General features: G+C 69.3%; 14 protein-coding genes. 6 read left to right on the forward strand and 8 right to left on the reverse strand.

Annotated elements, in window-relative coordinates:
• Positions 1 to 13 precede the first annotated feature (13 nt).
• Positions 14 to 1,285 (reverse strand): TetR/AcrR family transcriptional regulator, encoded by a 1,272-nt coding sequence (locus ASD47_RS05105; protein WP_162251619.1) that lies wholly within the window; start codon positions 1,283 to 1,285, stop codon positions 14 to 16.
• A 156-nt stretch (positions 1,286 to 1,441) separates the two neighbouring features.
• Here ASD47_RS05105 and ASD47_RS05110 point away from each other — a divergent pair, with 156 nt between their 5' ends.
• On the forward strand, positions 1,442 to 3,745 hold the full coding sequence (locus ASD47_RS05110) for a TonB-dependent receptor (RefSeq protein ID WP_082564471.1): 2,304 nt from the start codon (positions 1,442 to 1,444) through the stop codon (positions 3,743 to 3,745).
• 19 nt (positions 3,746 to 3,764) lie between these two features.
• Entirely contained in the window at positions 3,765 to 4,838 is a 1,074-nt protein-coding gene (locus ASD47_RS05115; RefSeq protein ID WP_156402119.1) for a tyrosine-protein phosphatase, read from the forward strand.
• 66 nt (positions 4,839 to 4,904) lie between these two features.
• On the opposite strand, the gene ASD47_RS05120 is transcribed toward ASD47_RS05115, so the two are convergent.
• The 3 genes from ASD47_RS05120 to ASD47_RS25985 are packed head-to-tail and all read right to left on the reverse strand — an operon-like array spanning position 4,905 to position 7,619.
• Complete coding sequence (locus ASD47_RS05120) at positions 4,905 to 6,281, reverse strand: S9 family peptidase (protein WP_056752575.1); 1,377 nt, start codon at positions 6,279 to 6,281, stop codon at positions 4,905 to 4,907.
• A 14-nt stretch (positions 6,282 to 6,295) separates the two neighbouring features.
• The gene (locus ASD47_RS05125; protein ID WP_082564472.1) at positions 6,296 to 7,216 is read right to left on the reverse strand and encodes a slipin family protein; all 921 of its coding nucleotides are present in this window, start codon (positions 7,214 to 7,216) and stop codon (positions 6,296 to 6,298) included.
• 1 nt (position 7,217) lies between these two features.
• Positions 7,218 to 7,619, reverse strand: a complete 402-nt coding sequence (locus ASD47_RS25985) for a GntR family transcriptional regulator (protein ID WP_162251620.1) — start codon at positions 7,617 to 7,619, stop codon at positions 7,218 to 7,220.
• A gap of 267 nt (positions 7,620 to 7,886) precedes the next feature.
• Between ASD47_RS25985 and ASD47_RS05135 the strand changes: the two genes are divergently transcribed.
• The 3 genes from ASD47_RS05135 to ASD47_RS05145 all read left to right on the forward strand — a co-directional run bounded on the left by ASD47_RS05135 (position 7,887) and on the right by ASD47_RS05145 (position 16,325).
• On the forward strand, positions 7,887 to 9,515 hold the full coding sequence (locus ASD47_RS05135) for an ABC-F family ATP-binding cassette domain-containing protein (protein WP_056752580.1): 1,629 nt from the start codon (positions 7,887 to 7,889) through the stop codon (positions 9,513 to 9,515).
• A gap of 196 nt (positions 9,516 to 9,711) precedes the next feature.
• Positions 9,712 to 10,869: a M48 family metalloprotease gene (locus ASD47_RS26490; protein WP_230983941.1), complete on the forward strand. Its 1,158-nt coding sequence runs from the start codon at positions 9,712 to 9,714 to the stop codon at positions 10,867 to 10,869.
• Entirely contained in the window at positions 10,866 to 16,325 is a 5,460-nt protein-coding gene (locus ASD47_RS05145) for an AAA domain-containing protein (protein WP_056752586.1), read from the forward strand. The genes ASD47_RS26490 and ASD47_RS05145 overlap by 4 nt, the downstream gene beginning before the upstream one ends.
• Before the next feature lie 91 nt (positions 16,326 to 16,416).
• Here the strand turns inward: ASD47_RS05145 and ASD47_RS05150 are convergent, their stop codons facing one another.
• The 3 genes from ASD47_RS05150 to ASD47_RS05160 form a co-directional block, all read right to left on the reverse strand.
• A complete protein-coding gene (locus ASD47_RS05150) occupies positions 16,417 to 17,649 on the reverse strand; it encodes an MFS transporter (RefSeq protein WP_056752589.1) in 1,233 nt (410 codons plus the stop codon).
• Positions 17,650 to 17,775: 126 nt separating this feature from the next.
• The gene (locus ASD47_RS05155; protein ID WP_056752592.1) at positions 17,776 to 19,614 is read right to left on the reverse strand and encodes an alpha-amylase family glycosyl hydrolase; all 1,839 of its coding nucleotides are present in this window, start codon (positions 19,612 to 19,614) and stop codon (positions 17,776 to 17,778) included.
• A 223-nt stretch (positions 19,615 to 19,837) separates the two neighbouring features.
• Positions 19,838 to 20,812, reverse strand: coding sequence for a LacI family DNA-binding transcriptional regulator (locus tag ASD47_RS05160; protein WP_255355499.1), 975 nt, complete (start codon positions 20,810 to 20,812; stop codon positions 19,838 to 19,840).
• A gap of 252 nt (positions 20,813 to 21,064) precedes the next feature.
• Between ASD47_RS05160 and ASD47_RS05165 the strand changes: the two genes are divergently transcribed.
• Complete coding sequence (locus ASD47_RS05165; RefSeq protein WP_056752594.1) at positions 21,065 to 22,573, forward strand: tryptophan halogenase family protein; 1,509 nt, start codon at positions 21,065 to 21,067, stop codon at positions 22,571 to 22,573.
• A gap of 33 nt (positions 22,574 to 22,606) precedes the next feature.
• Here ASD47_RS05165 and ASD47_RS05170 read toward each other — a convergent pair whose 3' ends face one another.
• Positions 22,607 to 24,679, reverse strand: coding sequence for a hypothetical protein (locus tag ASD47_RS05170; protein ID WP_056752597.1), 2,073 nt, complete (start codon positions 24,677 to 24,679; stop codon positions 22,607 to 22,609).
• Between the last annotated feature and the right edge of the window lie 59 nt (positions 24,680 to 24,738).

Genomic DNA, 24,738 nt, shown 5'->3' on the forward strand with positions numbered 1-24,738 from the left:
TTGCCCTTCCGGTTCAGGCGGCGCCCAGGTGCGCGCGGAACTGCTCCTCGATCCGCTCGAACAGCGCCGAGCGCGAAGCGGCCGGGTCTTCGTCGCCGGCGCAGGCGAACCAGATCGCCGCCAGCAGGCGAGCCAACACACTGGCGTGCAGCACGAGGTCCGGGCCGGAGAAGCCAAAGACCCGGCCCAGGCTGTCGCGCAAGGTGCCGCCATACGAGAAGCGGATCACAGCCCCAGCCGCCGCAAGGTCCTTTCGACGGACTGCGGCGAGGAACAGGCGCCGGCGACGGAGCACGGCGGGCGATGGAAGGTCAGAGGTGACGTGCAGGCGTAACGCCGCGAACAGAGCCTGCGCCGTCCGGGCTTCGTCGAGCGACGGGCCGGCGTCGTCCCGGGCGGCGGCGTCTTCGGTCATCGCCTGCACCTGGCCGCGGATGGCGCCGGCGACGAGATCCTCGATCGAACGGAAATGGTGGGTCACCGAGCCGGTGGTGACACCGGCGCGAGCGGCCACGGCGCGATGGGTCAGGCCCGCCAGGCCCTTGTCCTCGACGACCTTCGCGGCCGCCTTGGCGATGCGCATGGCGGCCGGCGGCACCGAGCCGTGGGGGCGCGTCCCGGCCAGGCGCTCGGCCTGCACCATCGCCTCGCGCGACGGGCGGGGACGGGCGCCCAGCCAGATCGTCGCCAAGTGATCGACCATCTCGGCCAGTCCGGCGCTCTCCAACGCCGGCGACCAGGCCGAGAGATTGTACAGCGCCTCGTGTTCGAAGAAGGCGTGCAGGACGCGGCCGTCCACCGCCGGGAGGCCGCAGCGTGCGGCGGCGTCGATCCAGAAGTCCCGCCACAGACGGGTCCAGGCGGCCGCCGGGCCATGGCCCGGATCGGCGGCGACGGTCTCCTGATAGATCAGGGCCAGGCGACGGCCGTCGCCGGCCCAGGCGCCGAGCAGGTGGAACAGGGCCCAGGCCAGGCCGTCCGGCGAGGCGGGCAGGGCGGCGAGGGTGTGCGAGCAATCCTGCAACCAGGCGCGAGTCTCCTCGACGCCTTGCTCGAAAACCGTCAGTAACAATCGTTCTATATTGCCGAAGTTGTAGTTGATCGCGCTGGGCGCCGTGCCCGCGCTGGCGGCGATGGCGCGCGCCGAGGCGGCGCTGATTCCGCCATCGGCGATCAGCTGTCCCGCCGCCATGACGAGGCGTTGACGGGTGTCGTCGTGAGACCCCGGGGCCCGCGCGGACGCAAAGGCGGCGGAAAGGGGCAAGGCGGGCGGACGGGCGACCATGGCGCATATTCCCCGCCCGCATCCAGATCGCAAGGCTGTCCTTGGATCCGCGACGACCTTCGCGGAACTGAAACATAACATTCGTTCTGAGGTCACGGATAAAGCTTAGACGCGCCCCGAGCCCGGCGGTCCGCCGGGAAAACTTGGGGGACACAGATGAAGCGGAACTTCGAGATGGCGGCGCGGCGCGCCGGCCTGTTGACGGGCGTGGCGGCCTTGGCCCTCTGCGGCGCGGCCCGCGCCGCGGACGCTCCGCCGCCGGCCGCTCCCGCCGCCGCCGCCGCCGCCGAAGGCGCGGTGGGCCTGGAGCAGGTCGTCGTCACCGCCCAGAAGCGCAAGACGGATCTTCAGGACACCCCGATCGCCATCTCGGCCATGGACAGCGAAGCCCTGAAGGCCCGCCACGTGCAGTCGATCGAGGACCTGGGCGACGGCGCGATCCCGTCGCTGCGAGTGGCCCCGTTCTTCGCCCGCAAGTCGGCCCTGACGATCGGCATGCGCGGCATCGGCGCCCTGGGCGACGCCAACCAGCCGGCCCGCGACCAGGCTGTCGGCGTCTATGTCAACGGCGTCTATCTGGGCCGGGCCCAGGGCCTGGGCTCGGCGCTCTACGACGTCGAGCGCATCGAGGTGTTGAAGGGGCCGCAGGGCACGCTGTTTGGCCGCAACACCGAGGGGGGCGCGGTCAGCATCGTCACCAAGGCGCCGACGGGTGTCTTCGGCATGAACACCACGGTCGGCTACGGCGACTACAACGCCTACAAGGCCGAGACCCATCTGGATCTGCCGGCGTTCCATGGCGTCAGCGTCAAGATCGACGCCCTGCTCAGCAAGCGTGGCGGCACGACCACCAACCCGACCACTTCGGGCCAGCCGGACTTCAACAGCTACGACAAGCGCGGCGTGAACCTGGAAGCGGCGTGGAAGCCCAGCGACCACTTCAACGCCGACTACGCCTTCGACGTCTCGTACGACGGCTCGACGCCCTACTATGTGCAGCTGGAGAAGAAGGGTTCGCTGGCGCTGGCGCCCTTGACGCCGCTCCAGCCCGACCGCGCCAAGCGCGCCAATGTCGGCGTGCCGCTGCAGATGAGCGAGGGCGACACGCGCGGCCATCGCCTGAACCTGACCTGGACCCTGGCCGACGATCTGGAGCTGAAGTCCATCAGCTCGTACCGCAAGCTGACCCAGACCCAGTTCGACAACGGCGCCGTGGCCCTGTCCGTGTTCGCGCCGAACGGGCCGTTCGCCCGCTACAGCGTGGCCCGCGTCTGGCAGGACCAGGACAGCCAGGAACTGCAACTGGTCGGCAAGACCGAGCGCCTCGACTACGTGGCCGGCGTCTTCTATTTCCGCGAGAAGGTCAGCGACAACGCCCAGACCCCCAACTCGCTGCAATGGAACGCCACGGGCACGGGCTACACCCAGCTTTCGATCGACTTCAACACCGTTCCGAAGGATCGCGCCAGCCGGGTGACCACGACCAGCTACGGCGCCTTCGGCCAGGCGTCCTGGACGCCGCCGGTTCTGGACGACAGGGCCCATGTCACAGTCGGCGGCCGCATCACCCGCGACGCCAAGAAGGGCTCGCTGGACGTGGTCAACGGCGCCTTGCCCAGCTACGTCGACGCCAACAAGAACACGGTCGTCGGCGCGATCCCCTTGGACGAGTCCTGGAGCCACTTCGACCCGCTGGTCAGCGTCGCCTACGAACTGACGCCGGAGATCAACCTCTATGGCCGCTGGAGCACGGGCTACAAGGCCGGCGGCGCCAACTCGCGTTCGCTGACCTATCGCGCCTTCGATCCCGAGAAGGTCAAGATGTTCGAGGTCGGGACCAAGACCGAGTTCTGGGACCACCGCGTACGCCTGAACGTCGCGGCGTTCACCGGCGACATCAAGGACGCCCAGGTCGACTTCAACGTCATCATCGTGGGCAACAACCGCGGCACCCTGGAAACCACCAACGCCGCCTCGGGCAAGACCAAGGGCTTGGAGCTCGACTTCGCCCTGCTCCCGATGGAGGGCCTGACCCTGTCGGGCGCCTACGCCTACACCGACGTCAAGCTGTCGAAGGCCTTCAACCCGTTCACCAACGCCCAGTCGACCATCTATCCGCTGTACAGCCCCAGGAACGCCGGCAGCGTCGCGGTCGACTATGTCCACCCGGCCCTGGGCGCGACGTTCAAGGCGCACCTGGACGCCAACTTCGCCGACAGCCAGTTCACCAGCACCACCGACCCGACGCGGAGCGACAAGTCGTTCACGGTGAACGGCCGCCTGGCCCTGGCCGACATCAGGCTGGGTGACGGGGCGCCGGATCTGCAGCTGTCGGTCTGGTCGCGCAACCTGACCAATGAGTCCTACGCCTTCCTGCGCAACACCAACGCCGCCCTGGGCAGGTACGCGATCTACAACGAGCCGCGCACCTTCGGCGTCGAAGCCAACGTGAAATTCTAGAGCGATGGGAGACCTGAAGATGGATCGACGTCTTTTCCTCACGGGCGCCGGCGCCCTGGCGCTGGCGCCCGCCGCCCGCGCCGCGACTGGGCTGGACGCCAAGGCCGCCCGCACCGCGCCCGGGACCGTTCGCCTGGGCTGGACCGGCGCCCGGGCTGTTTCGGTCTTCGTCTCGGCGGATCCGGGCGCGACCAAGGCCGCCATGCGTCCGCTGGTTGCGGCATCGGGCGCGACGGCGGATCTGGCCGCGCCGGTTTCGCCCCGCCCGTACTTCCTGGTCACGGCGGCCGACGGTCGCCAGACCCGCGTCGCCGAGCGGCTGTTGCCGCTGGAGGGCGGCCGCAACTTCCGCGACCTGGGCGGCTGGCGCGCGGCCGATGGCCGCCAGGTGAAATGGGGCCGGATCTACCGCTCGGGCGTGATGAGCGGCCTGACGGCGCCCGACATGACTTACCTCTCGAAACTGGGGATCACGGTGATCTGCGACCTGCGCAGCCCGGGCGAGCGTACGGCCGAACCCAATCCGTTCCTGAAGGCCGGCGGCCCCGAGGTGGTGGCGACCGACTACGACATGAGCGGCTCCATGGCGTCGCTGATGAAGCTGTCCAATCGCGAACAGGCCATCCAGGGCTTCGCCGACGCCTATGTGTCGTTCATCGACATGCTGACCCCGCACTATACCGACATGTTCGCGCGCCTGGTCGCCAATGAGGGGCCGCTGGCCTTCAACTGCAGCGCGGGCAAGGACCGCACGGGCGTGGCCTCGGCGCTGATCCTGTCGGTGCTGGGCGTCCCGCGCGAGACGGTGATCGCCGACTATGCCCTGACCCAGGTCTACACCCCGCCATCGTACTACATGAAGCAGATGTCGAGCGGCGCGGGGACCAGCGGCGTGTCCGCCCGGCAGGCCCAGGCCTTCGCCAAGATGCCGCCGGAGGTTCTGCAGGTGATCATGGGCTCGGATCCGGAGGTCATGCGCCGCGCCCTGGCTTCGATGGACGTCAAGTTCGGGGGTCCGGTCGGCCTGGCCAAGGCCCGCCTTGGCCTGACCGACCGGAAGATCGCCCAGCTGCGCGGCGCCTATCTCGCCTGACCTGTGACCGACGTTCCGATGGCGGCGCCATCGGAACGTCGGCGCCCACCGCCTCGGAAGGGTGAGCTAGGGGCGGGTCCGCGCCGCGATCCAGTCGGAAATGATCTCCAGGGCGGCGGGGGAGAAGGTTTCCTCGATGCGGCCATACTCCTGGGGCGAGCCTGTGCTGGCGCTCTGGAAGAGGTGGTTCAGCCCGGGCAGGGCCATGACGGTCGCATCCCGGTCGTCGCGCAACGCCGCCCGCAACGCCGGCACGTTCTGCTCAGCGATCACCTGCATGTCCTTGTCGCCGTTCAGCGCCAGCACCGGGACGCGGATCTTCGCGAGGGCGGGGCCAGGGTCGTAGGCGATGAATTCGCGATACCAGGGACTGCCGATCATGCTCGCCTGAACCGCTGCGGCGGCCGGCGGGAGGTCGCCGCGGGCCTCGGACAGGAGGCGCGTCACCTCGGTGCGAGCGGCGTCCGCGTCCTTGGCCTGCAGCACGGCGTCGTCAACCTTGGTCATTAGGGCCTGGCTGCGCGCGATGGCCTCGGGCGGAGCGCCGAGCGCGGCCATCACCGCCTGGCGCTGAGCGGTCAAGAGCGCTCGCGCCGGCACGCCCGGGGCGGCGAGCAGGAGGAGGAAGGCGATCTTCGGGTCCTTCGCGGCGACCATCGGGGCGATCATGCCGCCCTCGCTGTGGCCGAGCAGGCCGACCTTGCCGGCGGCGATCTCCGGGCGTCCGCGCAGGAAGGCGGCCGCGGCTTCCGCGTCGACCGCGAAGTCGCTGCTGGTCGCGGCGGCGAAACCGCCCGTGGATTTGCCGACGCCCCGGTCGTCGAACCGGAGCACGGCGACACCCTTGCGGGTCAGGTGGTCGGCCAGCACGAGGAACGGCTGATGCCCCGCAAGGGTCTCGTTGCGGTCCTGCGGCCCGGAGCCGGTGATCAGGACGACAGCGGGGAAGGGGCCCTCGCCGGGCGGCAGCGTCAAGGTTCCGGCCAGCCGGACGCCGGGAGCGCTGTCGAAGGCGACCTCCTCCTCGCGGTAGGGGTAGGGTCTGCCGGGCGTCTGCGGCCGGGCGGCGACGGGAACGGGGCCCCGGGTCAGGGTCAGCGGCAGCGAGACGCCCTGTGTCCAGGACCCGACCCAGGCCTGCTGCGGAGCGTCCCAGGCGCCCTCGAAGCGGCCATGGATGGCGGTCGCCGAGAAAGACAGCCTGCCGCCCTGGCCGCGCACCTCGCTCAGGGCGATCGCCGCGCCGCCCTGGTCGGGGCTGACCAGCTGGCCGGCCAGGACGCCGTCCAGGCCGGCGGTCACCGTCAGCCCGACGCGCAGCTCGCTGGGACCGACCTTCAGCACGCCATGCCAGTCGCCCGTTGCTTCCTGGGCGCGGGCGGCGGAGGCCAGCAGGCCGAGCGCCGCCGCCAGGGCCGCAGCCCATGACACCGTCTTCTTCATCGCCCTGGCTCCTCTTAGGTCGCGCTCGGCGGCGCGCCGCGACTGGCCGTCGCCGCCTGGGTCAGGCCCAGCACGCCGCCGGGGTTCATCGCGTCGACCATCGCGGTCGGCAGCAGGATGGTGGCGCCGCCTTCCTTGGTGGTCTCGTAGATGATGTTCATGGCGCGCAGCTGCAGGGCGGTCGGCGAGCGGGCGTAGATCTCGGCGGCTTCGACGAACTTTTCCGCCACCTCCTGCTCGGCCTGGCCGAGAGCCACGCGGGCCAGGCGCTCGCGCTCGGCCTGGGCTTGGCGGCTCATGGCGTCCTGCAACCCGGCGGGCACGCCGATGTCGCGGATTTCCACCGAGATCACCGAGATGCCCCAGTCGGCGGTCTTGCGGCCGATCACCTCGCGCAGGACGCCGTCGCTCTTTTTTCGTTCGGCGAGCAAGGTGGCCAGCGTCGAGGAGCCGACCATCTCGCGCAGGGACGTCTCGGCGACCTGGGCGATGGCGCGCTTATAGTCCTGGATCTCCAGGGCCGCCCGCTCGGTGTCGTGCACCTGCCAGAAGATCACGGCGTCGATGTTCACCGGCACGGTGTCTTTCGAGAGCGCCTGCTGGGCGTTGAACTCGGTGGTCTGGATGCGCTGGTCGATCCAGTAGGCGACCTCGTCCACCACGGGTATGGTCAGGAAGAGGCCTGGTCCGGCCACGCGATGGAAGCGCCCCAGGCGCAGGACAATCGCCCGCTCCCACTGCTGGGCCATCTTCAGGGCCAGCGGCGTCAGAACGCCGACGGCGATCATCAGGCCGCCCAGCCATTGCAACGGCGCCTGGCCGGTGGCGAGCAGGGCCACGCCGGCGATGATGAGCACCACCATCAGGACCATGGCCGGGGCGTTGAGCCGTCCGGCGAGGCTTTCGCCGAGGCGGAGTTGAGGCAGGGGAGTCATTTCAGTCCTCCTTCTTGGCGGCGAGCGCCGCGATGCGTTGGATCAAGAGTTCCGGTTCGACGCCCATGGCCGCGGCCTGGGCGAGGGTCTGGCGGGCCAGATCGTCAGCCGCCTGGGTCTGGGCGCGCGCGTCGAGCGGCCGGGGCGGTTCGGCGACGAAGCTGCCGCGGCCACGTTCCAGGCGCAGGGCGCCGGTGCGTTCCAGCTCGTCATAGGCGCGGCGCACGGTGTTGAGGTCGATGCGCAACGCCACGGCCACCTGCCGCATGGTCGGCATCTGATCGCCGGGCTTCAGCAGCCCCGCGCCCATCGCCCTCAGGAACTGCTCCCGCAACTGCACATAGATGGGAACGCCGGTCCCCTCTATTCGCAAGGCGCCAAGGATGTGTTCCTGTGTATGCATACATTCATACAATATGAACATGCGCTTCGAGTCAACGATCGGCCTCGGCGCGGAGCGATCGACGCGAAGATCGTGCTCGCGAGCAGGTGGCGGGGAGGGCGGCGACGACATTCGCATCGTGGGGCCGGACGGACATGGCGCGGCGGCGCCCGGGGCCTGTCGAGACGGTGACGGTGCGCCCGAAGGGCTAGCCGGCGTCGTCGTCGCTTCGAATTGCCATGGCTCTAAGGCTGGCGTTCTGGTCCGACCCGCGTTAGCAGACCGCCCATGATCCGCCTCGACAATATCTCCAAGCAGAACGGCCACCAGATCCTGTTCATCGAAGCTTCGATGGGCGTCCAGAAGGGCGAAAAGGTCGGGCTCGTCGGCCCGAACGGCGCGGGCAAGACGACGCTGTTCCGCATGATCACCGGCCAGGAACAGCCCGACGACGGACTGGTCGCGATCGAGCCCGGCATGACGATCGGCTATTTCAGCCAGGACGTCGGCGAAATGTCGGGCCAGAGCGCGGTCGCCGCGGTGATGGACGGCGTCGGTCCCGTCAGCGCGCTGGCCGCCGAAATGGCCAGGCTGGAGGCGGCGATGGTCGATCCGGACCAGGCCGACGAGATGGACGCCATCCTCGAACGCTATGGCGAGGTGCTGGAGCGTTTCCAGGAACTGGACGGCTATGCGTTGGAGGCGCGGGCCCGCGAGGTGCTGGCCGGCCTGAGCTTCAGCCCGGAGCGGATGGACGGCGATGTCGGCCTGCTGTCCGGCGGCTGGAAGATGCGCGTGGCGCTGGCCCGAATCCTGCTGATGCGCCCCGACGGCATGCTGCTGGACGAACCGTCCAACCACCTGGACCTGGAAAGCCTGATCTGGCTGGAGGCCTTCCTCAAGAATTACGACGGTGCGCTGTTGATGACCTCGCACGACCGCGCGTTCATGAACCGCATCATCGGCAAGGTGGTCGAGATCGATGGCGGCTCGCTGATCACCTATTCGGGCGATCTGGACTTCTATGACCAGCAGCGGGCGCTCGGCGAGGCCCAACGCCAGGCCCAGTACGAGCGCCAGCAGGCCATGCTGGCCAAGGAAATCAAGTTCATCGAGCGGTTCAAGGCGCGCGCTTCGCACGCCGCCCAGGTCCAGAGCCGGGTCAAGAAGCTCGACAAGATCGAGCGCGTCGAGGCGCCGCGTCGTCGCCAGTCGGTCCAGTTCGAATTCCAGAGCCCGCAGCGGTCGGGCGAGGACGTGATCAGCCTCCGCAATGTCCATAAGGGCTATGGCGACAAGCCGATCTATGAGGGGCTGGATTTCCTGGTGCGCCGCAAGGAACGCTGGTGCGTCCTGGGGGCCAACGGGGCCGGCAAGTCGACCCTGCTGAAACTGGTGGCCGGCGACACCAAGCCCGACCAGGGCGCGGTCAATGTCGGGGCCAGTGTCAGGATGGGCTATTTCGCCCAGCACTCCATGGACCTGCTGGATGGCGAAGAGACAATCTTCGAATCTCTGGAGCGTTCGTTCCCTCAGGCAGGGCAGGGCGCGCTGCGCACGCTGGCGGGGTGCTTCGGCTTCTCCGGCGACGATGTCGAAAAGCCCTGCCGCGTCTTGTCCGGCGGCGAGAAGGCGCGCCTGGTCATGGCCAAGATGCTGTTCGACCCGCCGAACCTGCTGGTGCTGGACGAGCCGACCAACCACCTCGACATGGTCACCAAGGAGATGCTGGTCGCGGCCCTGGCGGACTTCGAGGGCACCATGCTGTTCGTCTCACACGACCGCCATTTCCTGGCGGCCCTGTCGAACCGAGTGTTGGAGCTGACGCCCGAGGGCGTCCATCAGTACGGCGGCGGCTATACGGAATACGTCACCCGTACGGGCCAGGAAGCGCCGGGACTGCACCCGGGAGGCTAAGCGGCGGCGCTACCAAGCACGTTTTCGCCGACGAGCTGACGTCAAGCCTGTCGATCCGCTCGCCGCCGCGGCCACGTCGCGCGCGTTGCTATGGACGCTGGTTTGTAAGGCGGACTAGGCTAACCTGCTGCTCGCGCCCAGCGAGAGGCGGGCGGTTGGGGCGACTATGCGTATGAGTCTTGAGCTTGGGGATGCGTTGCGCCCCCTGCCGTACCACCTGCGGCTCGTGGATTACCTGAAGCGCGCCGAGCCCGAGGTCTGGAAGTGGGCGTCGTCGTTCGCGGCGCAGGACCAGCACGTGCAGGAGGTGCGGGCCGGCCTGTTGCGCGAGACCTACCGCCTGACGCCCGAGTCCCATCCTGACGTCTACGCCGCCTGCCGGGCGGTGATGGCGAAGCTGGAGATCGAGGCGCCCGTCACCCTCTATCAGGCCGGCGGCGACAGCATGAACGCGGCCTTGTTCTACCTGCCGGGCGAGGTGCACGTCCTGTTCTACGGCCCGGTGCTGGAGAAGCTCGGCCCGGACGAGCTGGCCGCGCTGCTCGGCCACGAGCTGTCGCACTATCGCCTGTGGTCCCTGGACGGCGGCGACTATCATACCGTCTCACGCATCCTCGACCATACCCTGGCCGACCCCGGCGCGAGCGCCAGCCACGCCAACACCGCGCGCCTCTACGATCTCTTCACCGAGGTCTATGCCGATCGCGGGGCGGCCTTCGTCACCGGCGCCGCCGGCCCGTCGATCTCGACCCTGGTCAAGGTGCGGACAGGGATCCATGCCGTGGATCCGGAGGCCTACCTTGCCCAGGCCAGGGAGCTGGAGGCGGGGCCTCCTCGCCTGTCCGAAGGACAGTCGCACCCGGAAATCTATCTACGGGCCCAGGCGGTCGGCAAATGGGTGGAGGGCGACCCGGGGCTGGACGACTGGCTGCGCCTCCGCCTCCAAGGGCCGCTGTCGATGAGCAAGCTCGACTTGATCGATCAGGCCGAGCTCGAAACCCTGACCCGCCGTTTCGTCTCCCGCTTCGTCGCCCAGGAAGCGATGCGCAGCGACCTGGTAATGAGCCAGGTGAAGCGCTACTTCCCCGACTGGTCCGACGCCGAGGCGACGGTGGAGTTGGACGCGATCACGCCCGAGCAGGCCGACGACAGCGTCCGCGATTACCTCGGCTTCGTGATGCTCGACCTGGCTCTGGCCGATCCCGACGTGCGCGACCACGCCCTGCTGGAAGCGGCGCGCGCGGCCAAGGACCTGGGCCGCGCCGAGGCCTTTCTCGAGGCGCTCAAGCGCGAGGGCGGCCTGCCCAAGCGCGAGGTCGAGGGTCTGGCTCGCAAGCTGAAGGCCGCCGCGTGACCGAGGAGCCCGTGGAATTGAGCCTGCGCGAGGCCCTGGCCAGGAACGACGGCCTGGCGCTGCCGATGGACGACGTCCTGTTCTCGATCCTGCCGCTGTTGCAATCGGTGAGCGCGCTGCACCAGCACGGGCGCGTCGCTGACCTGGGGCCGGGCGACATCCTCGAGACCGGCGGCGTACTGCGGCTGCGGCGGCCGGACGGCGCGCTGCCGCGCTACCGGCTCGACGCCATCAAGGCCGTCCAGCCGCCGCCGACCTCGGCCCTGAACATCATCGACGAGATGCGGGTCACGCGCGACTCCGAGGCGGGCTTTCAGGTCGAGACCCTGCGGGCGGAACGGGACCTTGAAAAGCCGATCACCAAGCCCGTCTATCTGGTCGGGTTCGAGTCGTGGGAAGAACGGCTGGGTCATCACGACGAGATCACCGACATTTTCCGGCTGGGCCTGGTCCTGGCCGCCCTGGCCTCGGGCCTGGACTTCACCGACGCCGAGGATCTGGACCGCTTCGCCTCGCATCGCCAGAACCTGTTCGCCATCGTCAACCGCCTGAACCCCGTGCTGGCCAGCGTCATCGCCGAGATGACCGCCTTGAACCGTCACGAGCGGGCGACCGACCTGGCCGCGCTGATCCATCGCCTGGAGACCTGGCGCGACCAGCCGCAGGCCCTGAACATCGACCGCGTCCTGGCCACGACGGACGGGGCCGCGCCGCGGCGCACCGCCGTGCTGGCGCACCTGCGCGACCGCCTGTTCGATCTCTCGCGCCGCAATCGCCTGCTCTACTTCCGGCCCACCCAGGCGAGCGTGAACCTCACGGTGGCCAGCGTGCCGCTGGTGGTGCGGCTGGAGAGCGTCAAGCCCGACCAGATCTGCACCTGGGGCGGCGAGTTCGCCGCCGAGGTCGCGGCGGGCCGGGCGGTGAGCCTTCGCCGCTGGCTGCGCTTTGAAGACCAGACCTATCTTCCCAATTCGCTCGACCGGCTGATCCAGGAAACGCGCCGTGACCGGGCTGAATTTGGCTTCAGCCATCTGCGCCTGGTGATCGCCTTCCTGCGCTGGAACAATCTGAAGGACGCGCCGGAAGAGCGGATCACCTCGCCGCTGCTGTGGCTGCCCGTCGAGCTGGTGAAGAAGAAGGGCGTCACCGACCAATACGTCCTCCACGCCACCAGCGACGAGGCGGAATTCAACCCCGCCCTGCGCCATCACCTGCGCCAGCTGCACGACATCCGTCTGCCGGAGACGATCGATCTCGGCGAGGTCTCGATCGAGCAGATCCATGCGGACCTGCGGGCCCAGATCCACGCCTCGGAGCCCGGCGTCGATCTTCGCCTGCACACCCGGCCGTCGATCAAGCTGATCCACCAGAAGGCCGTCCAGCGCCTGCAGCAGTTCCAGCGCCGGCGGGGACGCGACCTGCGGCGGGCCAGCATCGGCCGGCCGGACTTCAGCTACGACCGCGACGACTACCGCCCGCTGGGCCTGGCCATGTTCGAGCAGATGGTGAAGCCCAGCGCCCTGCCGCTGCGGGGCTCCGTCGGCGGGCGAGTCGCGGCCCGGCCCGTGCACGCCGTCGCGCCGACGGGCGAGATCGAGAACCTGACCTTCTCGATGCCGGAGGACGACGGGCACAAGTTCGCCTGGGATTTCGACCTGACCCAGGTCACCCTGGCCAACTTCAACTACAAGAAGATGTCGCTGGTCCGCGACTACAACCAGCTCATCGACGAGCCGGCGCCCAATCCGGCGTTCGACCGCATCTTCTCCATCGAGCCGCGCGAGGTCGAAGCCGAGCCGCCGCCGCCGATCCCGCTGAGCGACCGCTGGAACGTGGTCTCGGCCGACGAGACCCAGAACGCCGCCGTCGGGGTGGCGAGGAGCGGCCGCAGCTTCATCATCCAGGGACCGCCGGGCACCGGCAAGTCGCAGACCATCACCAATCTGGTCGCCGACTACGCCGGCCGCGGAAAGCGGGTGCTGTTCGTCTGCGAGAAGCGGGCGGCCCTGGACGTGGTGTTCCATCGCCTCAAGCAGAGCGGGCTCGACGATCTCTGCTGCCTGATCCACGACTCCCAGACCGACAAGAAGGCGTTCGTCCAGAACCTGCGCGAGGGCTATGAGCAGTGGGTGGCGCAGGGCGACGACCTTGACCGCCTGTCGGCCGCCCGCCAGTCCGCCGTTGGCCTGGCCGAAGAGCAGTTGGCGCGACTGGAGCGGTTCGAGACCGCGATGGTCGCCGCGCCCGAAAGCCTGGCCCTGCCGGTGCGGGCGCTGGTCCGGCGGGCCATCGCCCTGCCGCCGCCCGATCCCGACGTCGGGCCGGCGGTCCGCGAACGCCTGCCGGACTACGCGACCTGGGAGGCCCAGCGCGACCTGCTGGGGCGACTGGTGCGGGTCCTGTCGGAGCGCTTCGGTCTGGACAACCTGGCCAGCCATCCGTTCGCGAGGCTCTCCGGCGCATTGCTGGCCGATCCACGGGCCTACGCCAGGGCCCAGGAGATGCTCGAGGCCTGCGACACCGTCTTCGATGAGCTCGACGCGGCGTTCGAGAACGACGGCCAGTTGCTGAAACCCGACCTGACCCTGCCGCAGGCGATGGCCCTGACCGACGCGGCGGCGCGGATCACGACCTACGATCTTGTCGGACGGCTGGACCTGCTGGATCCGGCCAGCCCGTCGGCGCGCGACCTGCAAGCGGCTCGCGCCGACCTGGCCCGGCTGGACGACGCCGTCGCGGAGGCCGGCAAGGCGACGACGCATTGGCTGGAGAAGCTGTCGCCGCAGGACACGGCGGCGGCGCTCGACATCGCTCGGCGCGAGGAGGGCTCGGTCCTGCGCGTCCTGAAGCCGGCCTGGTGGCGGCTCGGCAAGGAGCTGGGCCGCCGCTACGACTTCGGCAAGCACGCCGTGAAGCCGCGCCTGACCGCCCTGCTGGCCGATCTGGCGGCCGAGCATGGGGCCGTGGCGGCGCGGAACGCGGCCGAGCAGGCGCTCCGCACGGGCTACGCTGTCCGCGACTTCGCCGCCTTCGTCTCGACCCTCGACGGCCTGGTCGAGCAACTCCGCGCCAGCCCGCTGCTGCGGCGGATGGTCGAGGCCTTGCGCGACGCGCCCGACGCCGCCCGGGCGGACGCCTTGGCGGTCGAGCCCGTGTCCCGTCTGGCCGCGATCGTCGGGGCCGACCTGCGTCTGCCGCCCGAATGGACGCTGGACGACCTGCTGGAGTGGCTGCGCGACACGCGGGAGGCCCTGGACGACCTGCCCGACCTGATCCCGCTGCTGCGCGCCGTGCACGAGGCGGGGCCGGCTTATGCGGGCATGCTGCAGGACATCGCCCTGCCACCGGACGGGCTGGAGGCGCTGGTCGCCGCCGAATCGCTGGCCCGCCTCATGCGCCAGGATCCGGAGCTGGCGCGTTTCGACAGCCGCGACCTGACCCAGGCGGCGCGCCGCGTGGAGCGGGCCGAGACGGTCGGGCTGGAGCGGAACGCCGCCATGGTCCGCGCCGCCCAGCATCGCAAGTTCCTGGAGAACGTGCGCCGCTCGACCCTGTCGGTGGCGCAGCTCGACGAGGCCGGTCGCCAGTTCCGCAAGCGCTACGCCAGCGGTCGGCGCGAGCTGGAGCACGAGTTCGGCAAGACCATGCGCTACAAGGCCATCCGCGAGATCGCGGGCGCCGACACCGGCGCCGTGGTCAATGACCTCAAGCCGATCTGGCTGATGAGCCCGCTGTCGGTCTCCGACACCCTGCCGTTGCGCGGCGACCTGTTTGACGTGGTCATCTTCGACGAGGCCAGCCAGATCCCGACCGAAGAGGCCGTGCCGGCGCTCAGTCGCGCCCGCCAGGTGGTGGTGGTCGGCGACGAGATGCAACTGCCGCCGACGAGCTTCTTCTCCAGTTCGACCGACGAGGACGAGAACACCGTCTTCGCTGAAGAGGACGGCGAGCGGATCGCCATCACGCTGGACGCCGACAGCCTGCTCAACCAGGCGGCCCGCAACCTGCCGGCCACCCTGCTGGCCTGGCATTATCGCAGCCGCCACGAGTCGCTGATCAGCTTCTCCAACGCCGCCTTCTACGAGGGGCGGCTGATCACCATTCCCGATCAGCGGATCGAGGGACAGACCGCCGAGATCGCCGCGCGACGCTCCGACGCCGAGGGCGCCGCGAGGCTGGCGGTCGATGACCTGCTGGAGCGGCCGCTCAGCTTCCACCTGGTCGAGGACGGTGTCTATGTCAGCCGCTGCAACCTCCCCGAGGCGCGGTGCATCGCCGGCATGGTGCGTGAGCTGCTGTTGCGCGGGACGGGGCTGAGCATCGGCGTCGTGGCGTTTTCCGAAGCCCAGCAGGGCGAGATCGAAAGCGCCCTCGACGCCCTGGCCGACGAGGACGCCGCCTTCGCCGCCTTGCTGGAGAAGGAGTACCTCCGCGAGGACGATGACCAGTTCAACGGCCTGTTCGTCAAGAACCTGGAGAATGTGCAGGGCGACGAGCGGGACATCATCCTGCTCAGCATCTGCTACGCACCGGGGCCGGACGGCCGGATGCTGATGAACTTCGGCCCGATCAACCAGCGAGGCGGGGAAAAGCGCCTGAACGTGATCTTTAGCCGCGCCAAGCACCGCATGGCCGTCGTCTCGACGATCCGCGCCGAGGCGATCACCAACACCCACAACGACGGCGCGGCGGCGCTCAGGGCGTTCCTGCAGTTCGCCGAGGCCAGTGCGCGCGGGGAGGGGGAGCGGTCGCAGGCGGTCCTGGGCGCCCTGAACCCCGGCGCTCGCCAGGCCTTCGCCTCGGCGCCCCCCGTCGACCCGTTGCGCGCCTCGCTGGCCGCGACCCTGCGCAAGCGTGGGCACGCGGTGCACGAGCACGTCGGGCGCTCGCAGTTCCGCTGTGACTTGGCCATCGCCAGCCCAGACGGACAGCGCTACGGGCTCGGCGTCCTCCTCGACCCTCCGCCGGGCGAGGACCGGGCGCGCGTGCGCGAGCGCTACGTGTTCCGCCCGTCCGTCCTGCGCAACTTCGGCTGGCCGGTGATGGAGGTGCTGTCGGTCGATTGGCTGCGCGACCCGCTGGGCGTGGTCGAGCGCATCGAGGCCCGGCTGACCAGCGGCGCGGAGACCGAACTCGAGGACGACGCGCTGCTCAAGGGCCTGGCCGCGCCGATCGAGGCGGCGCCCTCGCGCCTGGAGCCCGCGGAGCCGAAGGCGTCGCCTTCGGGGCTTTCGCTGCCGGAGCACATGCAGGAATTCCTTTTCCAGCAGGGCGCTTCGAACAAGTTCTGGCGCATTGGGCAGAAGGGGCTGGACGTCACGGTCGTGTATGGCCGTGTCGGGACCAAGGGCCAGGTGATGACCAAGTCCTACGACAGCGAAACGCGCGCCCGTCGCGAAGTCGCCAAGCTGGTCGAGGAGAAACTGCGCAAGGGATACGTGGAAGCGCCCCTCTGATGCAGACGGTCGAGAGCGCCACCAGCCACGTCGGTATCCGCTGCGTGGTCAGGCGCCGCTGAGGCGCATCCGCCGGGCGTCGAGTCGCTCGTCATCGGCCATACTCGCGGTCGTCACACGCCGCCAGGCGCTTCGCGAACGGGCTCCAGATGAGGTTCGCCAGCGTCGCCAGGGCGAGGATCAAGGCCAGGCCGCAGGCGAGCGCCAGGCCATAGAGGGGGCCGCCAAGGGCGTCGCTCACCATGCCCATGGCCAGCGGCGCGACCACGGCGCCGACGCAGGTGAAGAACAGAATGACGCCGGCCGCCGCGCCGTGTTCGGCCTTGGGAAAGCCGCTGATGCCCTTGGAGTTCAGCGTCGGATAGACCACGGACATGAACAGGCCCGACAGCGGCAGCAGGACGGCCGCCGCGGCTTGTCCGCCGGTCAGGGCGCCGGCGAAGCAGATCAGGATCGCCGCGGCGCAGATCGCCAGCACCAGGGCCCATGGCAGGCGGACCAGCATCCAGGCCCCGAGGAACCGGCCGCCGGCGCGCAGGACGAAGAAGACGGGCAGGGCGAAGGCGACGAGCGATGCGCCGGGGCCGCGATAGCCGGTCAGGAGGGTCGGCATCCACACATAGATCGCGGTCTCGACGCCGACATAGAGCATCGCCGCCGCGCTGAAGATCAGGGCGTGCGGGTCGCTGGCCACGCGCCAGGTCTTGTCCAGGCCGACCGGCTCGCGTTCGCTGCGCGGCGCGGGATAACGGATCAGCAGCGCGGCCGCCATCAGGCCCACGCAAAGGATTCCGGCGATCACATAGAGCCACTTCCACGACGTTCCGGCCGCCAGCAGCGCCGCGACGATCGCCGGCCCGATGATGGCGCCGACGCCGAAAAAGCCCTCGACGGTGTTCATGGTCGCGGTGTGGTCGCGGGTCGACCGGGAGATGTCGCCGATCAGGGCCAGGGCGCCGGTCTTGAACACGCCGATGGCCATGCCCGACACGAACAGAAGGGCGACGAAGACGGCGAACCGCTCGGCGACGGCGAAGACCAGGGCCGAGGCCGCGAATCCGGCGAGGCCCACGATGATCGTCGCCTTCCTGCCGATGCGATCGGCCAGGAACCCCAGGCAAAGCCCGGACAGGGCGATGCCGCCCATCGTGGCGTAATGGAAGGCGCCGGCGGCGGTCAGGTCGAGTCCGAAGGTCTTGATGATCTGCGGGATGATCACCCCCACCGCGTCGGTGGTCATGGCGAACATCATGAACATCAGGAAGGTCATCAGCTTGATCAGCCCGACGTTCGACGCCCGCTCTTCCAATGCCGTCCGGATCATGTTGGCCTCCCCGTTCCGGGCTCTGCGTCCCGATCATGCTTGTTCCGACGCCTTAGGCGCGGCGATCGTCACGGCGCCATCGCGGCCAGGTCCAGAGGAACGACGTCCGGGACGCAACCGGCGAGGTCATGTCGTCACCAGCCAGACCAGTTCATGGGGACCCAGATCGATGGATCCCCCCTGACGATCTCGTCCGGTGAGCACGTCGCGCGTCGTCGCCGAATAGGCCAGGGGCAAGCGCGTCGACAGCGGGGCCTCCGCCAGATTGGCCAGGCACAGCAGGCTCTGCGCGCCTTCGGCCCGCTCGAAGGCGAGGATGGCCGGCGATTCCAGGGCGACCGGCAGGGCCGGACCGGCGACGCCGTGGGCGGCCAGCGTCCTGGCCTGGACGCCGAGGCGGCGGAGGCAGCCGAAGAGCTCGGCTTCCAGCGTTCCGTCCTGGGTCCGGCGTTCCGCCGCCGTCCAGTCCATCGCCGGGCGATGCAGCCAGCGTCCGTCGCCAGCCCTCAGCGGGTCGGCCTCGTAGTCTTCGTCGTTCGGCAAGCCGATCTCGTCGCCCATATAGATCAGCGGCCAACCGTCCAGGGCATGGACGATCCCGTAGAGCAGCGCCAAGCGATGCGCGCCGGGCGACCTGGGGCCCTGGCCGGGCTGAAGGCCGGCGAGCGCGGCGGCCATGCCGTTGGTCGAGGGCACGCCGCCCGGCGCGGTCTGGAAGGCGCGTCCATGCGAGAACCCTCCGCCCTCGCCGTAGAAAGCCGACCAGCGGGCCAGATCCTCGGACGGGGCGTAGGCCGCCAGGGCGTTCCAGATCACGTCGTCGTGGCACCGGACATAGTTCAGCCAGGCCGCGCGGCGAGGCTTGCCGGCCGAGGCCGCCAGGCAGCGGTTGAAGACGCCGGCGTTGGCGTCGGCCAGGGAGCCCCACAGCGCGGTCATCACCGCATTGTTGTAAGCCAGGTCGCAGCCGCGCCCGTCACGGCCGAAGAACGGAACGACGTCGTCCAGACTCTCGATCGCCTCGGCGACCAGCACCACCGAGGGCGCGACGATGGCCAGGGCTTCGTGCCAGGCCTCGACGATCGCATAGGCCTGGGGGCGATTGCGACTGGTGGTTCCCGCCGCCTTCCAGAGATAAGGCGCGCTGTCGAGCCGGAAGCCCTGCACGCCCTTGGACGCCAGGAACACCAGCACCTCCAGCATCTCGGAAAAGACCTGCGGATTGGCGTAGTTGAGGTCCCATTGGAACGGATAGAAGGTCGTCCAGACATGGCCGCCCATGTCCGGGTCGAAGGTGAAGCTGCCAGGCGCGGTGTCGGGAAAGACATCGATCAGGCGCCGCTCGCGTTCGGCCGCCTCCTCGGCGCTCAGGGTGATGTAGTAGTCTTGGAAGGCCTTATCCCCGGCGCGGGCGGCCTTGGCCCAGGCGTGTTCGCGGGCGGTATGGTTGCAGACCACGTCCACGATCAGGCCCATATTCCGGGCCCGCAGGTCGCAGGCCAGGGCCTCCAGGTCGTCCATGTCGCCCAGGCGCGGATCGACCTGGCGATAGTCGGCCACGGCGAAGCCGCCGTCGCTGTCTCCGTCCCGCGGCCGCAGCAGCGGCAATGGATGCAGCCAGCGCACCCCCAGGTCATCCAGATAGTCGAGACGCTTGCGAACGCCCGGCAGGTCGCCGGCGAAGCGGTCGACATAGAAGGTGTAGGCGGTCTGGCCCGCCGCGCTCAGCCAGTCCCGGGAACCCTCCCGGCGCGAGTCGAGGTCGCGTAGCGCCGCAGGACGCGCGATCGCCGCCGCCCATACCCGATCCTTCAGCGCCCCGATGAAGCCAGCCCAGCGCGGGTCGCCGCCATAGACCTCGGCCAATCGCGCCTCCAGCCTGGGCCAATGGGCCAGGAACCGACGCTCGACATCCTTCTCGTGCGGATGCGCCGCCGGCAGGCCGGAAGGGCTCGTGGGCGTCATTGAAAGTCTCGATCAGTCAAAAGATCCCCGAGCGCTGGCGCGCTCGGGGCAGCGGGGAGGCGATGCCTGGCGCGGGCCATAGTGCTGGATATCGAAACAACAAAGGATTGCAAGATTAAATGCAATCGTTCGCATTTTGTGCAAAGCTTCCGTGCGACGCGATTTTTGACGATAGCGAAAGATCGGTCGCCCGCGGCGCGTCAACCCGACGCCCGCTCGGTGCCTAGGCGGAATCGCGACCGACCAGCACCGGGGTCATCTGGACCGAAGCGGCGTCCTCGCCCCCGATGCGGGCGAATAGCGCCTCGACCATGGCCTTGGCGCCGGTGGCGATATCCTGCCGGACGGTGGTGAGGCGCGGCACCGTCTGGGCGGCCAGCGGGATGTCGTCATAGCCGATGACGCGGATCTGGCCGGGGACGGCCACGCCGCGATCGGCCAGCACGCGCAGGGTCGTCATGGCGATAACGTCGGAGGCGGCGAAGATCCCGTCGATCGCGTCGCCAACCTTGGCGATGTGGGCGGAGATCTCCTGTTCCATGACGTCGGACGCCAGGTGAACATCGAACTGCAGCGGAGCGGCCAGCCCGGCCGACTGCAGAGCGGCGCACAGGCCGGCGTGACGCTGGCTGATTTCGGGGGTGCGGACCTCGCCGAGAAAGGCGACGCGGCGCGCTCCGCCGGCCACCAGGCGGTCGCCCGCCATGCGTCCGCCAGCGAAGTTGTCGGTGCCCACCGAGCAGTGCGCCTGTTCTGGCCAGTGGCTTCCCCAGGCCACCAGCGGCCGGTAGTGGGCGGCCGCGCGTTCGATGGCCTCGAACTGGTCCGACTGTCCGATCAGCAGCACGCCGTCGAGCATGCCCGAACCGATCACGGCCTCCAGCCAGTCAGGCGTGTTGGGGATGACGCGCGACAACATGATGTCGTAGCCGTTCTCGGTCAGGGCGTCGGCCAGGTGGCCGAGCATCGCCATGAAGAACGGGTCCGACAGGTGCTGGCGCTTCTCGTGGCCCAGCGGCACCACGACGCCGACCACGCCCGTACGCTGCGTCCGCAGACGTTTGGCCATCTGGTTGGGGCGAAAGCCATGTTCCTGGGCCAGCGCCTGGATGCGAGCCTTGGTGTCGGTCTTGACCAAAGGACTGTCGGCCAGGGCGCGCGAGACGGTCGCGGTGTTCACCCCCGCGAGCTTGGCCAAGTCAGCAAGAGTGCGGATGCGAGCTGGCTTTTCCAGAGACCGTCCCTCTATTCCTGTCGACGTCGATACCCGCGAGCGTTCGCGATCGGGCCCGTTGCTGCCCTCCGTCAAACGCCAAAGGGCAGTGGAGCTGTACGGCAATCCCATTCAACCGCCTAGTCCGCGGCGTTTCCCGCCGGGGCGACGCCGCCGCAACTCGTGTTGCCTTTTGTACAAACGATTGCAATATGAATCTCAAAAAGGAGTTCGGGGATGGATCGAGTCAGGCGTTTGGTCATCCTGGGCGGCGGCACGGCCGGCTGGATGGCGGCTGCCGCGCTAGCCAAGACCTTCGGGCCCCAGCTGAAGATCGATCTTCTCGAATCCGAAGCGATCGGCACGGTGGGGGTCGGCGAGGCGACGATCCCGACGATCCAATGGTTCAACGAGCTGATCGGTCTCGACGAAGCCGAGTTCGTCCGCGCCACCAAGGCCACCTACAAGCTGGGCATCGAATTCGTCGACTGGGCCCGGCCGGGCCACCGCTATTTCCATCCGTTCGGGCGCTACGGCGTCGATCTGGGGCCGGTTCCGTTTCATCAGCGATGGCTGAAGGCCTGCGCCGAGGGATTGGACCGTCCGTTGTCGGCCTTCTCGTTGGCGACCCAACTGGCGGCCGCCAACCGGTTCGCCAAGCCGACCAATGAAGCGCGATCGATCCTCTCGACCCTGGGCTACGCCTATCAGTTCGACGCGATGCTCTACGCGAAATACCTGCGCGGTCTGGCCGAAGCTGGAGGCGTGACCCGGCGCGAAGGCAAGCTCGAGACGGTGGAGCGCGCCCCGGACACGGGCTTTGTCACGGCGCTCACCACCGATCGCGGTGAGCGGCTGGAGGGCGACCTCTTCCTTGACTGTTCAGGCTTTCGCGCGCTGCTGATCGACGGGGTGATGGAGGCCGGCTTCGAGGACTGGTCCCACTGGCTGCCGTGTGACCGGGCCGTCGCCGTGCCCTGCGCCCGCGTGGCCGAAACCACGCCCTATACGCGCGCGACCTTGCGCCCGGCCGGATGGCAATGGCGCATCCCGCTGCAGCACCGCACCGGCAACGGCTACGTCTATTCCAGCGCCTTCCTCTCCGACGACGAGGCGGCGGCGACGCTGCTGGGCGGCCTGGACGGCGCGGCGCTCGACGCGCCGCGGTTCCTGCGGTTCAAGGCCGGGTTCCGGCGCGAGACCTGGCGCAAGAACGTCGTGGCCATCGGCCTGTCGTCCGGCTTCCTCGAGCCGCTGGAGTCGACCAGCATCCACCTGATCCAGAGCGGCATCGCCAAGCTGATCACCCTGTTCCCCGATCGCGACTGCGACCCAGGCCTGGCGCGGCAGTTCAACACGCTGTTCGGACGCGACATGGATGGGATCAAGGACTTCCTGATCCTGCACTACCACGCCACCGAAGGACACGAGACGCCGCTGTGGCGGCATACCCGACACATGGCCTTGCCCGACAGCCTGGTCGACAAGGAAGAGCAGTATCGGCGAGCCGGACGCCTGATGCTGACGTCCGACGAGCTGTTCCGCGAGGCCAGCTGGCTGGCGGTGCTGGAAGGCCAGGGCGTGCGCGCCCAGGGCTACAGCCCCCTGGCGGACACCCTGGACCCGACCCTCAATCGTCAGCAGCTGGAACAGATCGAGGCGGTCATCGCGCGGGCGACGCCGACCCTGCCCAGACACGACGACGCCGTCGCCGCGCTGATCGGGGCCCTGGCGACGGCGGTGTAGCCAGGCCGCCGACGATCCAGGAGCTCCGTCGCCCTATCGCGCGCAACTGCGTCGTTCGGGCGGGTTGATGACGATCGTCTTCGCGGCCGTCCGCGCCTTTGGCGGCTGCACCGCCAGGTAGACCGTGCTCCACAGCTGGGCGGCGTTGGACTCGTCGACATCGGCCTTGCCGGCGCCGAACGGCACGACCTGGTATTGGCCGTCGCGGAAGGCCCAGGACCAGAGTTCGGAGCTCTGGACCGCCCGGGTCGCCCGGATCGCGCGCCAGAGCTCGGCTTGCGACGCGACGAGCTTGGCGCGGACCGGCGCGGGTAGGTCGCATCGCGCCAACTGTCGCTCCAGGCCAGCGGCCAGCAGCGCCTGCTGCCAGGACCAGACCACCGCGCCGTGATAGGCCGCTGGCGTGAAGCGCCTCTGCGCCTCCGGGGCGGCGAACGCGGCATTGGCCACCACCAGCCCGACATCGGTCATCAGCCCAGCCGGGAACGGGCGCATGATCGCCGTGACATAGGTGTCGAGGTCGGCCGCCGAGGGGTGGCCGAACAGCAGGTCGAAGCCTTCGTCCGAATTGACGATCGGCACGGGCTTGCCCGCCGCGTCGAGCGACAGGGCATGGAACACCAGCGGCTGTCGGCCCAGGGACCGCAAGGCGGGCGCGGCGGGAACGCCCAGCCCTTCCGCATAGGAACGGACCGCCGAGGCGGCGTCGGCGGCCGGCAGTTGGACCCGAAACAGCGGCGGGGCCTTGGCCCGCCAGACCTGGCCCATGCGGGCGGCGTCGGAGAACAGGGCGCGGTCCTCGGCCGACAGGTAGGGGTCCAGCAGGCCGGCGCGGTACAGGCGGTCGGCCGCCTCGATCGCCGCGGGGACCAGCGTGGCGTTGACGTCATAGGCATAGACGCCGCCGCCGAGGCCTTCGTTGCTGTCGCGCCATTCGCCGGTCATCCGGCCGGGCTTGATCGCGATCAGGGTCTTGCTGGAGGGCGCGGCCGCGAACGGGCGGCTCTGCGTCAGCACAAAGCGCAGATTGCGCACCAGCATCGCGCCGGTGGAGGTCCGGGTCCCGGGCTGGCTTTCGCTCGCCAGGGGCTGGGCCAGCCAGCTTCGCGCCCGCGCCTGACCGGGTCCCTGCAGATAGTCGGCCGCGACGACGCCCAGCATGTAGTCGTCGTCGACCATGCCGTAGTCGAGTTCCGCCGCGTCGCCGTCGCGCCCGGCCTTGCGGTTCTGGAGGACGGCGAACTCGCCGATGCCCTCCTCGTGGGCGACCTCGCCGCCGGGCGACAGCCGCGCCATGACCGAATTGAGGCCCGCCTCGACCGCCGCCGGTCGCAGGGCGGGCATCAGCAGCCGCACCGACATCAGAGTGTCGCGGCCGAAATAGGTGTTGAAGCGCCAGGACCCGGCGAGGAATTTCTCGCGGTAGCTCAGGAAGGCCAGGGCGTCGCGCGCCGCCGGGTCAGCGGCGGCGTTGGGGTTCAGCAGCTGCGCGACCGGCATCGGCGTCAGGGGGGCGTCGCCGCTCAGCGCCGTGATCTCCAGCGCGATCCGCCCGTCGGGCCCCGCGATGATCGCGCCCCGATCGATCCGGCCGGCGACGACGCGGACGGTCAGCTCATAGCCCGGCGCGCCGTCCAGGCGCGGGCGACGGTAGCTGATAGTGTCGCCATCGATCCTGGGCGCGACCGCGATCTCGGCGGGGAAGCTGCCGACGGCCTGATAGTCCCGCAGGTAGCGAACATTGGAGAGGACCGCCTGTTTCGGCGCCAGCCTGGACGCATCGATGCTGGCGCGCACCATCACGCCGTTGAGCCCGCTGCGCCGGACCGGCTGGAGCGGCTGGTCGAGGCGCCATGCAGCGGGGCGCGCGACGGATTCGAACCACAGGCCCACGCCGCTGTTGCCGGCCGGGAAAGCCACGAGAATGCGCGGGTCGGCGCCGTTGCGCAGCAGCAGGTGCGCCGCGACGCTGTCTTCCCGGATGAAGGCGTTGAGGTTCTGGCCCTCGGTCAGTCGGTAGGCCAGGTCCGGCGCGGCCAGGGCTTGGTCGCAGAGCGTCAGCGAGCACAGGACGCTGGCGGCGGCCCATCGAAAATCCTTGAACATCCAGCCTCTCCAACGACGCGAAAAGCGGCGGACGCTCGGGTGCGTCCGCCGCCTTGCTC

It is taken from the genome of Caulobacter sp. Root1472, from assembly GCF_001426985.1.
GTDB classification, from domain to species: Bacteria; Pseudomonadota; Alphaproteobacteria; order Caulobacterales; family Caulobacteraceae; genus Caulobacter; species Caulobacter rhizosphaerae.

Excerpts from the sequence above, each read along its gene's own strand:
- ASD47_RS05105 (WP_162251619.1), bottom strand. The coding sequence starts at position 1,285 with ATGGTCGCCCGTCCGCCCGCCTTGCCCCTTTCCGCCGCCTTTGCGTCC.
- ASD47_RS05110 (WP_082564471.1), top strand. The coding sequence starts at position 1,442 with ATGAAGCGGAACTTCGAGATGGCGGCGCGGCGCGCCGGCCTGTTGACG.
- ASD47_RS05115 (WP_156402119.1), top strand. The coding sequence starts at position 3,765 with ATGGATCGACGTCTTTTCCTCACGGGCGCCGGCGCCCTGGCGCTGGCG.
- ASD47_RS05120 (WP_056752575.1), bottom strand. The coding sequence starts at position 6,281 with ATGAAGAAGACGGTGTCATGGGCTGCGGCCCTGGCGGCGGCGCTCGGC.
- ASD47_RS05125 (WP_082564472.1), bottom strand. The coding sequence starts at position 7,216 with ATGACTCCCCTGCCTCAACTCCGCCTCGGCGAAAGCCTCGCCGGACGG.
- ASD47_RS25985 (WP_162251620.1), bottom strand. The coding sequence starts at position 7,619 with ATGCATACACAGGAACACATCCTTGGCGCCTTGCGAATAGAGGGGACC.
- ASD47_RS05135 (WP_056752580.1), top strand. The coding sequence starts at position 7,887 with ATGATCCGCCTCGACAATATCTCCAAGCAGAACGGCCACCAGATCCTG.
- ASD47_RS05150 (WP_056752589.1), bottom strand. The coding sequence starts at position 17,649 with ATGATCCGGACGGCATTGGAAGAGCGGGCGTCGAACGTCGGGCTGATC.
- ASD47_RS05155 (WP_056752592.1), bottom strand. The coding sequence starts at position 19,614 with ATGACGCCCACGAGCCCTTCCGGCCTGCCGGCGGCGCATCCGCACGAG.
- ASD47_RS05165 (WP_056752594.1), top strand. The coding sequence starts at position 21,065 with ATGGATCGAGTCAGGCGTTTGGTCATCCTGGGCGGCGGCACGGCCGGC.
- ASD47_RS05170 (WP_056752597.1), bottom strand. The coding sequence starts at position 24,679 with ATGTTCAAGGATTTTCGATGGGCCGCCGCCAGCGTCCTGTGCTCGCTG.